Source organism: Acinetobacter sp. USHLN143, assembly GCF_037145695.1.
In the GTDB taxonomy this organism is placed as follows: Bacteria; Pseudomonadota; Gammaproteobacteria; order Pseudomonadales; family Moraxellaceae; genus Acinetobacter; species Acinetobacter fasciculus.
Genome location: NZ_JBBCWZ010000070.1, coordinates 1 through 14,833, shown reverse-complemented (window position 1 = coordinate 14,833; position 14,833 = coordinate 1). Strand labels below are relative to the sequence as shown.

The following is a 14,833-nucleotide window of genomic DNA, read 5'->3' as shown; positions in this document are numbered from 1 at the left end:
TTATACTGTCACTTAGGCAGGCTGGACACTTGATTTCTAGAGTTATTCGCATTTCTCTATTTTATCAAAATCCAACCTGCTTTTTTTCAGCATACTTTTTGAAACACCACCTCTACACGAACTATCCGCAGCTCAAAAACCCCATTAGCTTAGAAGATCAAAGCAGAAGTACCCAACAGAACCTGCAATATTCTCAGGCAATCCTAAAACAGCAACATATTGATCGAAATGAGCCCATTGCGATTGTCACTAGCGATTTTCATAGCCCTCGTGCCCGTGCCATTGCCAGACATCAGGGTTATCAACAAGTCATCAGCCTGAGTGCCAGCACACCCCAGAATGTTCGCTATAATTCCTGGTTACGCGAATATTTTGCTTTGATAAGTGGCTGGCTACTGAATGAATATTCATTGTTCCAATAAACAAGCTGTTTTAAAAACAATAAATTTAATTTAAACGGATCTGCCTAGGCAAAGGCATATCCGGATTTTTAAACAGTTCCGGCTTTTGTACATAGATCTGATACAGATAATTTTTAATATCAAGTAATAATTTTTCCGGTGCCACCAGAATATTCTGCCCTTCCGGGGTCAGGTCAAGCGAAACAATGGTACTTTCCTGACATAAAAAGGGAATGACTTTCTCTACAAAATCCTTGAGACCAATTTCCTGAATCTCGTAATTTTCCCAATTGTCTTTAATCAACAGTCGAGCCAGACCTTTACTTTGCCAACAGGCAAATGCGCGTTGTCCGGTCGGCGTGGCACATAAGGCCCACCCATCCTGATAGAGTGCAAAAATGCCAGCATTAGCAACAATGGCTTCACTATATTGCTTATAAAGCTGTTGAGGATCGAAAGCAGTTTTTTGGGATTTGGTCGCGGCTTTGCGCTGATAGGGATTTCTCATGGTCGTGAAATCTTAATATTATTATAATACAATCAGATTCTAAGGAATAAATAGAGTTGAAGCAAGAAGATATGGTGGGCGCTGACGGGATCGAACCGCCGACATTCTGCTTGTAAGGCAGACGCTCTACCAACTGAGCTAAGCGCCCTGAGAAAACAACAACGTTGTTTTAAATGACGCAAGACCAACAAGGAATGTAGTCTTGGTATCTTGAAAACTCAGATCTCAGGAATCCAAGCTTTTCATCTTAAGATGGCGCAGCGGACGGGGCTCGAACCCGCGACCCCCGGCGTGACAGGCCGGTATTCTAACCAACTGAACTACCGCTGCATCGTAAGAATCTGGTGGGCGCTGACGGGATCGAACCGCCGACATTCTGCTTGTAAGGCAGACGCTCTACCAACTGAGCTAAGCGCCCTGATAAAGAGTGTCAATCTTTAGTTTATTAAATTCAGGCTCAGGGACCTCAATTTAATTTCTTTTGAAATGGCGCAGCGGACGGGGCTCGAACCCGCGACCCCCGGCGTGACAGGCCGGTATTCTAACCAACTGAACTACCGCTGCATCGCAAAAGAATCTGGTGGGCGCTGACGGGATCGAACCGCCGACATTCTGCTTGTAAGGCAGACGCTCTACCAACTGAGCTAAGCGCCCTCAAAAGGTCTATCGTATAAATGGCGCAGCGGACGGGGCTCGAACCCGCGACCCTCGGCGTGACAGGCCGATATTCTAACCAACTGAACTACCGCTGCATTTACACAATGTCGCTATTGTGGCAAACGAAAATCAAGATCTTAAAGTGGCGCAGCGGACGGGGCTCGAACCCGCGACCCCCGGCGTGACAGGCCGGTATTCTAACCAACTGAACTACCGCTGCAACTATAAGGTCTCAACATGAAAGAGCTTGGTGGGCGCTGACGGGATCGAACCGCCGACATTCTGCTTGTAAGGCAGACGCTCTACCAACTGAGCTAAGCGCCCTTTCTAAACGTCTATCATCGTTTGATGGGTGCATTATAGAGAATCTGCACAGCCTGTCAAACGCTTTTCGGAATGTTTTCCACTTTTTAGGTGTGAGTGATTAAAAAATAGGTTGTTTGTTAAAAAAAACAACACTTTTTGTTTATTTTTTAAGTCTCTACCGAAATTTTTTAATTTTCAAAATGAAAATTGAAGCGAAATTTTGTGTTTTACCCTGCGAAGTTTCAGTCTAACCACACGACATATTCCAATTCTGATTAAGGATTATACAAAGCTTTAAAATACTCGACGTTGTGTTCATGTAATCTTTCAACTGTCATTTATTTTTATTCAGAAAATGCCAGTAAATCTAAACTTCAAATAATCATTTAACCCATTCCATGCGATAAAAATACCATCTGGATCAGATTAATCAATCTTTTCTGCTGTCTCCACCAAGCAGATTCAGTCCATAAAAACAAAACCATTTTCACATAATCTTAAAATCTAACTTTTATTCGCTTTTCGAAACATTCAGCCTGCCCAGATCTAATGCCTGTTCTGAAATATAGACCAGTGCATCTTCACTGATCAGGTCAAATAATTCAGCGACCTCCGGATTACGCATACGGATACAGCCGTGCGACAGCGGCTCTCCCATCTTTTCGGTTTCTGGGGTGCCATGAATATAGATATAACGCTGATAGGTATCGCAGCCCTCGCCTTGATTAAAACCCGCTTCAAGGCCACTCAGCCATAAAATGCGCGTCAGGATCCAGTCCCGCTGCGGGAATTCTGCCGCCAATTGGGGATTATAAATTTCACCCGTCGCCTGACGTGCGACAAATACACTATTTAAGGGAGCATTCTGACCAAACTTTTCAGCAATCTTGTGCCAGCCACGAGGAGTCTTGCCACTATTTTCAGTTTCACCAATGCCATTTTTGCCACTGGAAATCAGATATTGCTTGTTTAGACGGGGCAGATACAGTTTTTGTTGGGCAAGATCAATCAGGATATCGGCTTGATCCAGATGCAAGGTATTCATGACTTGTTATTCTCAGACTCTATTTTATTTGGCTTTATAGGGTTTAACTGATTATCTTCAGATGGCGCTGTTGGTAGATCTGTCTTTTCTGGGTCAACTGTATTTTGCTGAATAAGGATCTGATTCGGTTCAGGGCGTCGCCATAACCAGATCGCGACGATCAGCATCGTAATATTGGTAAAGGCTTTTACGGCCAAGGGTGCAGTAGTAAACAGCATGATGATCCCGCTGATCAGCATCATGATACTGGCCAGCCATTTGGCCTTACGCGGTACAGTACCGTGGGCACGCCAATCTCTTAAGGTCGGACCATATTTGGGATGATTCAATAACCAGTCATCCATTTGTGGCCAGCCTTTGGATGCCGCCCAGGCCGCCAGAATCAAAAAGACCGTTGTTGGCATACCCGGCAGGATTGCACCGATAAAGCCCAGGATCACAAACAGCACCACCAGACTTCGCCAAAACAACACTTTCATACATCAACCCTAGCCGCAGAATTCAGGTAGTATAAAGCGTTTTCCGATACTGTCCGTTGTATTTCTGCACTTTTCACAGGTTGTACTATGCCCTTTTCCAATTTAAACCAAAATCTTGTAGAAGCATGGCAACGTTATCAACATCCTCTGGTGCGGCAACTGGCGTTTGCTGTCGGCAGTCCGAATATCCTGTTCCATATTCCAGATGAACTTGAGCTTATATATTACTTTGAACTGCATGAAAGCCAGGCCTGGCAGCACTATCTCAACCGTTACCATCCACGTTTAGAGTTTCTTGATCAGCATCCAGAAGAATTAATCGAATTTGTGCAGCAACTGAAAAGTACGCGTTTAGGGCTGCGCTTTGAAATGCTGATCTGGTTCTGGTTACTCGATGATGCCTATCATCCGTATCAGCTGCTTGCTCATAGTCTGCAAAAGATTGAAGGCGCCAAAACCCTGGGGGAGCTAGATTTTCTGTTATTAAATACTGATACAGGACAGATTGAACATTGGGAAGTGGCATTGAAATATTATCTGGCCGAAGCAGATTTTAGCCTGCCGCATTGGTATGGCCTAAACCGCACCGATACTTTAATCAGAAAAATGAAATATTTCACACAAAAACAATTCCAGTTTGATGAGGCTTTGCAGCATCCCATTCAAAGACGGTTTTGCGTCCTCAAGGGACAGCTGTATTTGCCTACACATCATGCCGATCAGCCAATTCCCTCATGGATCAATACCGAGCGTCGTCTGGGCTTATGGGGACAGCATATTCCTGCTGCACAGCACGGTTTCTATCGTCTGCAACGACATGAATGGATTTATCCGCAAGCCCGGCCGAGCAGTTCAGCTGCGATCTGGTGGACGGATGGACTTTATAAAAAACTCGATAGTGATGACTTTTATATGTATCGCAATCCGGTGCTGATCCAGCATCCATCGCATAAGCCCCTATAAAGCATTACATTTATTAACCGAAGCACTATGAAAACCACATATTTTTTAGAGCGTATATTTTCTACTCTAAGTCCCACATCATAATAATTTTATTATTGATTATACGGAGATGATGATGAAAAAAATTCTTGCTGCTTCATTAATGATGGCTTTTGTATTGACTGGCTGTAACACCGTAAAAGGCATGGGCAAAGATGTGTCTAAGGCTGGCGATGCGGTAACCAATACTGCTGAAAAAACCTCTGACGAAATCCGTCAAAACTAGTTTTTTCCTAAACGCTCACAGAACCCTATCCCAGATAGGGTTTTTTTATATCAGTCGTTCACATTCAAGCCTATATTCGCCTATTATAGAACCGAAAAAATTATCGACTGTTGAATACCGTATGAGCTCTTCCGCTACCCTCGATTTAAGCCTGCAACTATTACGTCAGCCTTCTGTCACACCGATTGATCATGACTGCCAGAACATCATGGCTGAACGTTTAAAGAAGATTGGTTTCAATATTGAATCCATGCGCTTTGAAGATGTAGATAATATCTGGGCACGCAAAGGCACAGAAGGTCCGGTCTTCTGTTTCGCTGGCCATACCGATGTCGTGCCAACAGGGAATCTGGATGCCTGGAACTCAGATCCTTTTTTACCAGAAATCCGTGAAGGCAAACTTTATGGTCGTGGCAGTGCCGACATGAAGACGGCTTTGGCAGCCATGGTAGTTGCAACAGAACGTTTTGTTGAAAAATATCCGAATCACAAAGGTTCGATTGCCTACCTGATTACTTCAGATGAAGAAGGTCCATCGATTAACGGCACGGTGAAAGTGATTGAAACACTGGAAGCGCGTAATGAGAAAATTACCTGGTGTCTGGTCGGTGAACCGTCAAGTACTAATAAACTGGGCGATATAGTCAAAAATGGCCGTCGTGGTTCATTAAATGCCAACCTTACAGTCAAAGGCAAACAGGGTCATGTGGCTTATCCGCATCTGGCCGTGAATCCGATTCATACCGCTTCTAAAGCCATTGCTGAACTGTGCGACACAGTCTGGGATCATGGCAACGAATATTTCCCGGCGACGACCTTCCAGATTTCCAATATCAATGCGGGTACAGGCGCAACCAATGTTGTTCCCGGCACCATGAACCTATTGTGCAACTGGCGTTATTCAACTGAAGTGACCGCCGAAGAACTCAAAGCACGTACTTTAGAAATTCTGGATCGTCATGGTGTGGACTATGACATTTCTTGGACTTTATCTGGCCTGCCTTTCCTGACGCCAGTTGGTGAACTAGTAAATGCAGCTAAAACCGCCATTCTGAATGTGACGGGGACTGAAACTGAACTATCGACTTCGGGCGGTACCTCAGATGGCCGCTTTATTGCCCCTACCGGCGCACAGGTACTGGAACTTGGCGTATTGAATGCCACGATTCATCAGATCAATGAACATGTCGATATTGCAGACTTAGAGCCATTGGCTGAAATCTATGAGCAGATTCTCGTGAATTTACTCGCCAACTAAGTAAATTCATAACGCAATAAAAAAGGAACTCCATGGAGTTCCTTTTTTATATTTTATAGTTTGGATTACAGTCCGATTGAAGCCTGAATATTCGTCATATTCGGAATATGGAAAAGCTGTTCGTTCATACGCACATATTGAAAGATGGCAGGATCATTCACGGGCTGATCGACATCGACCACTTCGGAAATACGAATCCGGATGGTTTTCGGCATTTCATTGCACATCAAGGCAAAGCGCTGAGTGATTTCATCACCCTCAATCACCAGTGCCACTCCATTTTGACGTAAAGGATCATTCACTGCATAAACTGGCAATTGTGCTTCATGCCACTCCACTGTCTTAACCTGCGTATTGCTATCCAGTGCTGACAGGACAATATTTTGTGGCAATAGCATCGGATCTTTGCCATGACAGTCAATAATATAGGCATCAATAAATCCGGTCGATACCGTAATCAGATGCTGAAGTTCCTGCTGGCTAATCTGATCAGCCATTTTGTTGTTCGAATTGGTCTGACTCATATATTACCCCTGTTTTTCAGCAATCAGTTGCTGGATATTGGCCAGCAGCTCCGCTTCCTGGAACGGTTTACCCATATAGTGCGTTACGCCCAAGCTGAATGCACGTTCACGATGCTTCTCACCGGTACGTGAGGTAATCATGATAATCGGCAAGTCACGGTGAATATCATGGTGACGAACCAGATTGGTCACTTCGAAACCGTCCATGTGCGGCATTTCGATATCCAGCAACATCAGATCCGGTCTGACGTTTTCAAGCTGCTCGATCGCATCCACACCATCTTTGGCAGTCACAATATCATAGCCTTGACGTTCAAGCAGACGCGACGTCACTTTACGTACAGTTACCGAGTCATCGACAATCATTACCAGACGACGTGCATTTGCATTACGCGAACCATCACGCTGATCATTGAGCTGTTTGACACGCTGTGTCGCCTGAATCTGACGGGCAACATTCTGTCCATCGAGAATCAGACAGACCTGACCATCACCCAAAATCGTAGCACCGGCCACCACTCTGACATTGGCAAACTGCTGTCCAATCGGTTTCACCACAATCTGCGCTCGAGAACCGACCAGCTGATCGACCAGTAAGGCAATGGTCTGACCACTATTTCCTTTGATCAACAGCACCGGCAATGAATGCCCAACATTATTCAGACGTGGAATTGGCTGGTTGCCAACAAACTCAGACAGATAACGCAGCTTATAGTTTGCGCCATCGATCTTGAAATAGTCATCTTTACTGTTGAAATAGCTTTCCAATATAGTCGGCGCAATACGTACAATTCGGTCAATCTGCGCCAGTGAAATCGCATATTGCTGATCGCCCACTTTCACCATCAAGGCATCGCTGACCGCCACGGTCGTCGGTACGCGAATCGTAAAGATGGTGCCCTTGCCTAGTTCCGAGCTTACTGACACATGGCCGCCAAGAGATTTGATTTCACTTTGCACCACGTCCAGACCGACACCACGACCAGAAATCTGGGTCACTGCTTTCGCGGTACTGAAACCAGGATGGAAGATAAATTGCAGGATTTCTTCCTGATCAATAACTTGATCCGCTTTGATCAGATCCAGACTCATCGCTTTTTCACGAATCTTCTCCGCATCGATCCCCTTACCATCATCACTAAAGGACACGATTACATCGGTTCCCTGACGACTGATGTTCAAGACAATCGAACCCATTTCCGGCTTGTTCAGTGCGATACGATCTGCAGTATCTTCCAGACCATGGTCAATCGCGTTACGCAGCATATGCTCAAATGGTGTGACCAGACGCTCGAGAATGTTACGATCCAGTTCACCTTCGGTATTCTGTACGATCAGTTCTGCAGGACGGTTCAAGGTGGTCGAGGTTTGACGCACAATACGCTGTAAACGCGGCAACATCCGGTCAAATGGGACCAGACGGGTACGCATCAGGCTTTCCTGAATCTCGGCCTGAATACGGGATTGTTGCAATAACAGTCCTTCGGTTTCGCGAATCTTGTCGGCTAAGGTACTCTTGAAGTCGACCAAATCTGATGCAGATTCTGCCAGTGATTTGGACAGCTGGTTTAGAGAGGAATATTGGTCCATTTCCAGCGGGTCAAAGTCGGCATAGCGCGAGTTCTCTGAACCATGTTTGGCAATAATCTGTGATTCCAGCTCGCCTTCCATTCGACGTAACTGATCAGCAAGACGCTTGATCGCCAATTCCATCTCGTTCAAGGTATTGCCAAGCTGCCCTAGGTCCATCTCGATACGCGAACGGTTAATCGAGTTCTCACCGGACAGGTCAATCATCTTCTCGACCAGATCAGCAGAGATACGGATCATCTCGTTATTGCTATCGCTGGTGCCGCTATTCGCCCACTCACCCATCATCTGTGGCGGTTCAGTACCATCACCTTCAACAAAGCCGAAGTCGGTGCTGACCACCAGATTATCTGTTTTCGCCAGACGCTCAGGCAATTGCGCAGTAACGTCCACATAAGCAATCTTTTTCAGACTGCTGTACAGCTGATCAAAACCGTTATAGTCATGCTGGAAAATCGCCTGTCTTAACCAAACCAGCGTTTTCTGCAATAAGCCATCATAAGCATTCGAGTTAAATTGGTAGACCGCAAACTGTTCGAAAGTCGTTTCCAGCTCATAGGCAATACTGGCCACTTCTTCAACATCAATCATACGTGCGCCACCCTTGATACTATGGGCAGCACGCTGTAATTGCAGCAATAAACTACGGTCACTACGCTGATCAAACCATTGATTGAGGAGCTTCTCGGCATTCGCCAGAATCTCTTCGGATTCTTCCAAGAAAGATTCTTCAACAATCGATTTCAGTTCGTCTTCTTCAGAACGTTCTACTGGTATGTCTTCAGTAGCCTCAGGAGATTCCAAGATTTCCAGTAATTCTTCAGCTTCTGCCAGATCAGTTGCAGGATGTTCAGTCGTTGCTGACTCTTCAAGTTGCGGCTCAGAAATTGATGTCGCTTGGACCTCTGCAACTTCAACTACAGTATTCGCGCTCTCCGCAGCAGCAACAGCTTGTCCAGACACCAGCACCTGAATATTTTGCAGAATCGCAATCGCTTCTGGTGCAGGATAATCAATACCGTCTTCTCGAATGGATTGAATACGATCGGAAACGTTATCCTGAACCAGACGAATAATCTGGATTAAAGCAGGTGTCACGGCAATTTGCTGACGGATCACCCGCTCATAAATACTTTCCAGTTCATGTGCAATCAAACCGATATGCAAAGCTGCAATCATGTTTGCACCACCTTTTAAGGTATGCAAATGACGCATCAGATTGTTCAGTGAGGTTGTATCGTCCTGTTTTTTACTCCAGGTATTCAGATCTTCATCAATCCCTGCCAGCAATTCATCCGCTTCTTCCAGGAAGATACTTAATAATTCTTCATCAAAATCACGGTTGGTTTCAGTACTTTGCTGCTGTTGACGATCCGCAGCGATACGTTGGCTCAAGCCAGCAAAATCCACACTACCAGTCGCGACAGTTTCAGCCACCTGTGTGCTCTCTGAGCTTAGCTCAACATTCTGATTGCTAGTATCTTCAGCAAATATCTCGAGATCCTGCTGCACAAATGCAGACAGTTCACTGAGTATTTTTTGAATCTCATCATTCAGAATGACGCGCTGTCCTGCGGCCAAGGTATCAAATAAATGAATAAATTCCTGGTGCGCCTGTGCGAACAATTCATAGGCATAATCGCTATTTAGCAGTACTGGCTTTTCAAGCAGCGCATCATAAGCCGATTTCAGATCGGCAGTGAATTCATGAATTCCCTGCGCTGCCCGGCTTTCTGTATGTGCTAGCAATTCTGCAGCCTGCTGGCTGAGTGCCTGAATATATTCCGGATAATCGACTTGGGCGCGTTTATCAAATTCAAACTCGGCATCCAATAACAGATCAATATCCAGCTCAACCAGTTTGGACACCAAGCCTTGCGTCTGAATGCTATTGGTTTCAGTAACTGCAAAGCCATAATCATGCCAGACACGCTCAAAGGTGGCGTATACCGCATCCAGTTTTGCAGTATTGCCCTGACGTAGCAGGTGCAGATAGTCACTCACGAACTCCGCATACTGAATCAGCAAAGCAGTTTCTTTTGAAGTAGAAGCAATTTCATCCTGTAGCAAAGTTTTGAACAGATGTTCCACCTTGGAACTGGCTTCAAAAATCTGCTCAATCTGCGCCATCGATGAACTGCCGCGCAAAGTATGAATCGCACGAATCAGCGCATTATAATCTTGTGATTTTTCATCTTCAGTGCGAAGGAAGGTAGCAATCGTATCCAGATGCTCTTCTGCTTCTTCAATAAAGATCGCCACAGTTTCTTCGATATCACTGCGAACCGGTACTTCTACTGGCGCTATTGTTAGCTCAACTTCACTTGGCTCATTGTCTGCAAGCTCAAGACCTGTCATCTGACCTTCAGCGGTCAAATGATCTGCCAATGCCAGTAATTCTTCCAATGCAGGTTCAGGCGAAATTTGTTGTTGTAATTGTTGTCCCAACAGCACCATTGGACGCAGATCGAGATCCAATTGCTGTACATGTTTGAATTTTGGATATAAAGCATATTGATAGACATTCAGTACCGCTTGGGCAAATTTCTGTACCGTCGGTGTTAGCTGAATCGAACCGGACAAAACCCGGTTTAGGGTATCTTCAACCGCCCAGGCCATTTCCCCTGCCGATTTTGCCCCGACCATGCGGCCTGAACCTTTCAGGGTATGAAAATGGCGGCGAATGGTCTTCAGATTTTCTTGATGATCTGGATTGCTCAACCATTCTGGAAATAAAGCATTTAACTCAACGAAGATCTCTTCGATTTCCTCAACAAAAATTTCAAGAATTTCTGCATCTTGGTCAAGATAACTATCTTCAGGAAGCGTTGTCGTTTCAACTAAATTTTTTAATATTTCTTTCATAGCTCATGCTTCTTACGTTATGCCGCCAAGAAGGGCGCTCAAACTTAATTGTGACCGTCACGCGATACCTAACGTATGAAGTTAAGTACATCTTGTCGAGGCTTTATCTGTATTTTCTGAATGTGTCTCAACCGCGGTCAAGACACATTTCCCCATCATGTCTGACTTTATTCTGGTAGTTTAAAGTCAGATACAGATTCACGTAATGCATCGGCCATGTTTGCCAGTTCAGATACCGAACGTGCTGTATCGAAGGTTGCACTGGTAGTTTGCGAAGTAATTTCCTGTACGACATTCATCGTGGTTGCAATATGACCTGCAGATGCTGACTGTAGTTTCGCAGCATCAGAAATGTTCGCAATCAGTTTCGCCAGGTTGTTCGATACCGTTTGAATCTCATCTAGTGCTACACCGGCATCTTTAGACAAGTTCGCACCACGTACAACTTCCGATGTAGTTTGTTCCATCGAAATAACGGCTTCGTTGGTATCCGTTTGAATGGTTTTTACCAGGCCTTCAATCTGCTTAGTTGCAGAAGCTGAACGTTCCGCAAGACGCTGTACTTCATCGGCTACGACCGCGAAACCACGACCTGCTTCACCGGCCATCGACGCCTGAATCGCTGCGTTTAATGCCAGAATGTTCGTCTGGTCGGCAATATCGTTAATCAAGGCTACGATGTTACCAATTTCCTGAGAAGATTCACCCAAACGTTTAATACGTTTTGAAGTTTCCTGAATCTGTTCACGAATCGTGTCCATACCCTCAATTGAGCGATGTACAACATCTGCACCGTTTGCAGCAATTTGTACTGAACGCTCTGCTACCACTGCTGATTCATCGGCGTTGGCAGATACCTGGTCAATCGACAGTGCCATTTCGTTAATCGCTGCAGAAGCACCGGCAATTTCTTGTGCCTGATGCTCAGATGCTTCAGCTAACTGGTTGGTAATGCTTTGTGTAGTCGCGGTGTATTGCGCAACTTCTTGTGAAGTTTCAGTAATACGCGATACCAGGTCACGTAACTGATCGATCGCAAAGTTAATCGAGTCGGCAATCGCACCAGTAAAGTCTTCAGATACTGTTGCATATGAACGCAAGTCACCATCTGCAAGATCGGCAATCTCATCCAGTAAGCGCAAAATCGCATTCTGGTTACGGTCATACTCTTCTTGTAAACGGCCTACACGCTGCTTGTCCGACAAGCCACGCAGAGAAAGCAACTTGAATACACACAGCAAGAAACCGACTAATAATGCGATCAGAAGGACTGCCGGAACAACCGTTTTAAGACCTGAGTTACCCGATAATTTATTCAGGTTGTCCAAAAGCACATCAGATTGAGAAAAAATAGATGCGGCTGCCTGACGAACTTTTACGATCTGTGTAGAGTTTTTCAGAATAATCGCTGATGCAGATTCCAGTACGTCATCATATTCAGCCTTGATGCCTTCCAGAGATTCACGCAGGGTTGGATCAGCAATACGCTGTACACCCAGTTCAGCAGAACCATTTAACTGTGCATTCAGATAAGAACCAAAAGTTTCGGTATCGGCACTGAAGTCATCCGCAGATTCACGTGAACCATCATTACCTGTCAGTACCAAACTGATTGAACGTAAGATACGTTCTGCAATGAATACCTGGTTTTTGGCAATAACCACCTGGTTCGATGGCATATCTTGACGTGCCATCTGGTCGACCATCAAGTTATATTCCGCCTGAATCCCCGGAATCGCTTCACCAATCGCGATGTTGGTGTCGTATAACTGGTTAATAATCTTTTGTTGCGAGGTAATCAGATCAATACTGCTCGACACTTCTGTCCACTGTTTATCAACAGCTTGCAACGCATCATTGTTAGAGTGAATACTTTTAACTGTCTCAAGATTTTCAGCAAAAGCTTTTTGCGAGTCAGTGAGGTTCTTCATGACCTCAGGCGTACCCGAAGCTGTCGCTTCAGTCGCTTGGCGCGAAATCGTTTGCGAGAGGAGACGCAAATCACCCAGACTTTAAGTGAGTTCGTTGGTACGTGGAACACTATAAAAAAGATACAATAAAGTGATCAGTGCGGCTAAAAGACAGCCTGCTGCTCCATAGATCAGCGGTTTTGATTTTTCACTATCACCAAATACACGTGATAACTGATCTACTTGCGTTTGAATCTTAGCTAAAAAAGCATTACCGCCTTTGCGGCCAGTGCTCTCACCTGTATTTTTCTTTTTAAGTTTAAAGCCCATGCAGCCTCTCCCCGGTTGACGCCTTGCTTACTTTCGAGCGCGACATTTAATTTATAAATTTTATAGATGCGTTCATAAATTTTGGATTTTGCAACAGACGACTGAATAAAAACACATGCCACTGCTGGTTGTGCTGATGGAAAAACCCCTGACAATATTCTTGTAAGTTTTTATCCAATTCAGATTTCTTCGAAAAGAAACTTTTCTTATTGAAATGTTGTATACCCAAAACTTGATCTACGACCAAACCCACATACTGGTCATTATGGTTGATGCATAATACTTTTTGAGTCGGTGAAAATTGACTGCTCTGCCCTGATACATACTGCGTCAGATCAGAAACCGATAACAGTCTTCCCCGGATATTCGCCAGACCCAACACCCATGCTTGTGTCTTGGGTACCGGCGTATATTCTGGGGGATAAATCACTTCTGATACCTCCCCCAGCGGGGCAACAAAATATTGCCCCATCATCTCAAAAGCAATGCCCGACCATCGGTTAACTTCATTGCCATTGGAAACGTAGTTTTTATTCCCCCGTTTCGCAATGCGAAGCAATTCGATAAATCCATTTGCTGCCATAGAGCTTATCCTGCATTGAGGTGCTGCTTAATTACATCTATTAATTGTTTTTCATCGACTGGTTTTATTAGATAATCCGCTGCGCCTTGACGCTTGCCCCATACACGGTCAGTGGCCTGATCCTTGGTACTGACAATCACGATTGGAATATGTTTGGTCGTTGCACCACGTGCAATCTGACGGGTTGCCTGAAAACCATTCACACCCGGCATAACCACATCCATCAGAACTAGGTCCGGCAATTCTGCCTGTGCCATGGTGACGCCATCTGCGCCATTGGCTGCTTCAATCACCTCAAAGCCATGTTTAGAAAGAATCTCTCTAAAGCGAAAAGTTTCTGTCGGTGAGTCATCCACAATTAGGATACGTGCCATGCCAATTCCCCAAAAAAATCAAATATTAAGCACTAATATGGTTACGGATTGCATTGAGCAATTCATCTTTACTAAAAGGTTTGGTCAGGTATTCATCTGAACCCACGACACGACCTTTGGCCTGATCAAATAAGCCATCTTTACTTGATAGCATAATCACAGGAATATTCTGGTAATTCTGAGAGTTTTTGATTAAGGCGCAGGTTTGGTAACCATCTAGGCGCGGCATCATAATATCTACAAAAACGATATCTGGATTTGCTTCGGCAATTTTTGACAAAGCCTCAAAACCGTCTACTGCAGTAATGACCTCATAACCTTCGCGTTGAAGAAGAGTTTCCGCAGTACGACGAATGGTCTTTGAGTCATCAATAACCATAATTTTTAGATTTTGGAATTTATCGTCCATTTGTTTAACCCTTCCCATTTTAGAAACTATATGCCATAAGACTCCTCATAGGATTATTTTATTACGATCGATAAACATTTTTAACATAAAGTCACTTGTATTATCAATGAACATTTTCTACACAAGTAGACAAAATCATTTATTTTTAATAACAGCTTCACATTTTCTTATCGTTATTGGTTTTTTTTTGACTAACGGTAGTTTTTTATTGATAAATTTAAGTCTAATATAACAAGATTATTAGGGTCTGTTGACAGGCAGAGTAAAACTTGAAGTGCGACATAAACCACCTAATTAATTTAAAGGGTTTATGGAGTATATAAAATTGTCATACCATCATCTTAACTTTGAAGATCGTACTGCATT

10 protein-coding genes, 8 tRNA genes and 3 pseudogenes are annotated in these 14,833 nt (G+C 44.4%); 4 read left to right on the top strand and 17 right to left on the bottom strand.

Annotation, left to right across the window (positions count from 1 at the left end):
- Positions 1 to 113: 113 nt before the first annotated feature.
- Positions 114 to 422 (top strand): annotated as a pseudogene (locus WFH18_RS14245) (YdcF family protein); the annotation flags it as partial.
- A gap of 25 nt (positions 423 to 447) precedes the next feature.
- Here the strand turns inward: WFH18_RS14245 and WFH18_RS14240 are convergent.
- From WFH18_RS14240 to WFH18_RS14190, 11 genes and pseudogenes are all read right to left on the bottom strand, one after another.
- On the bottom strand, positions 448 to 909 hold the full coding sequence (locus WFH18_RS14240; protein WP_004731979.1) for a DUF2750 domain-containing protein: 462 nt from the start codon (positions 907 to 909) through the stop codon (positions 448 to 450).
- Between the two features lie 72 nt (positions 910 to 981).
- Positions 982 to 1,057, bottom strand: a tRNA-Val gene (locus WFH18_RS14235).
- 105 nt (positions 1,058 to 1,162) lie between these two features.
- A tRNA-Asp gene (locus WFH18_RS14230) sits at positions 1,163 to 1,239 on the bottom strand.
- Between the two features lie 12 nt (positions 1,240 to 1,251).
- Positions 1,252 to 1,327, bottom strand: a tRNA-Val gene (locus tag WFH18_RS14225).
- A 69-nt stretch (positions 1,328 to 1,396) separates the two neighbouring features.
- Positions 1,397 to 1,473, bottom strand: a tRNA-Asp gene (locus tag WFH18_RS14220).
- A gap of 14 nt (positions 1,474 to 1,487) precedes the next feature.
- Positions 1,488 to 1,563 (bottom strand) — tRNA-Val (locus WFH18_RS14215).
- A gap of 21 nt (positions 1,564 to 1,584) precedes the next feature.
- Positions 1,585 to 1,661 (bottom strand) — tRNA-Asp (locus WFH18_RS14210).
- A gap of 48 nt (positions 1,662 to 1,709) precedes the next feature.
- Positions 1,710 to 1,786, bottom strand: a tRNA-Asp gene (locus WFH18_RS14205).
- A gap of 28 nt (positions 1,787 to 1,814) precedes the next feature.
- Positions 1,815 to 1,890, bottom strand: a tRNA-Val gene (locus WFH18_RS14200).
- Between the two features lie 493 nt (positions 1,891 to 2,383).
- Positions 2,384 to 2,917, bottom strand: coding sequence for a cell wall-recycling L,D-carboxypeptidase ElsL (elsL, locus tag WFH18_RS14195; protein WP_004731981.1), 534 nt, complete (start codon positions 2,915 to 2,917; stop codon positions 2,384 to 2,386).
- 125 nt (positions 2,918 to 3,042) lie between these two features.
- Positions 3,043 to 3,396 (bottom strand): annotated as a pseudogene (locus WFH18_RS14190) (YbaN family protein); the annotation flags it as partial.
- Between the two features lie 87 nt (positions 3,397 to 3,483).
- Between WFH18_RS14190 and WFH18_RS14185 the strand changes: the two are divergent.
- From WFH18_RS14185 to dapE, 3 genes are all read left to right on the top strand, one after another.
- Positions 3,484 to 4,359 carry a DUF1853 family protein gene (locus tag WFH18_RS14185; RefSeq protein ID WP_004731985.1) on the top strand — a complete coding sequence of 292 codons (876 nt, stop codon included), beginning with the start codon at positions 3,484 to 3,486 and terminating at the stop codon, positions 4,357 to 4,359.
- 112 nt (positions 4,360 to 4,471) lie between these two features.
- Positions 4,472 to 4,624: an entericidin A/B family lipoprotein gene (locus WFH18_RS14180; RefSeq protein ID WP_004280704.1), complete on the top strand. Its 153-nt coding sequence runs from the start codon at positions 4,472 to 4,474 to the stop codon at positions 4,622 to 4,624.
- A gap of 121 nt (positions 4,625 to 4,745) precedes the next feature.
- Positions 4,746 to 5,882 carry a succinyl-diaminopimelate desuccinylase gene (dapE, locus tag WFH18_RS14175; protein WP_004731987.1) on the top strand — a complete coding sequence of 379 codons (1,137 nt, stop codon included), beginning with the start codon at positions 4,746 to 4,748 and terminating at the stop codon, positions 5,880 to 5,882.
- Between the two features lie 65 nt (positions 5,883 to 5,947).
- On the opposite strand, the gene WFH18_RS14170 is transcribed toward dapE, so the two are convergent.
- From WFH18_RS14170 to pilG, 6 genes and pseudogenes are all read right to left on the bottom strand, one after another.
- Complete coding sequence (locus tag WFH18_RS14170) at positions 5,948 to 6,406, bottom strand: hypothetical protein (protein ID WP_004731989.1); 459 nt, start codon at positions 6,404 to 6,406, stop codon at positions 5,948 to 5,950.
- A 3-nt stretch (positions 6,407 to 6,409) separates the two neighbouring features.
- Positions 6,410 to 10,861 carry a hybrid sensor histidine kinase/response regulator gene (locus tag WFH18_RS14165; protein ID WP_336755095.1) on the bottom strand — a complete coding sequence of 1,484 codons (4,452 nt, stop codon included), beginning with the start codon at positions 10,859 to 10,861 and terminating at the stop codon, positions 6,410 to 6,412.
- 167 nt (positions 10,862 to 11,028) lie between these two features.
- Positions 11,029 to 13,101: pseudogene (locus WFH18_RS14160) on the bottom strand (methyl-accepting chemotaxis protein).
- Positions 13,102 to 13,147: 46 nt separating this feature from the next.
- Positions 13,148 to 13,684, bottom strand: coding sequence for a chemotaxis protein CheW (locus WFH18_RS14155; RefSeq protein ID WP_004280709.1), 537 nt, complete (start codon positions 13,682 to 13,684; stop codon positions 13,148 to 13,150).
- Positions 13,685 to 13,689: 5 nt separating this feature from the next.
- Entirely contained in the window at positions 13,690 to 14,058 is a 369-nt protein-coding gene (locus WFH18_RS14150) for a response regulator (protein WP_004731998.1), read from the bottom strand.
- A 25-nt stretch (positions 14,059 to 14,083) separates the two neighbouring features.
- Positions 14,084 to 14,467, bottom strand: coding sequence for a twitching motility response regulator PilG (gene pilG / locus WFH18_RS14145; protein WP_004280711.1), 384 nt, complete (start codon positions 14,465 to 14,467; stop codon positions 14,084 to 14,086).
- Between the last annotated feature and the right edge of the window lie 366 nt (positions 14,468 to 14,833).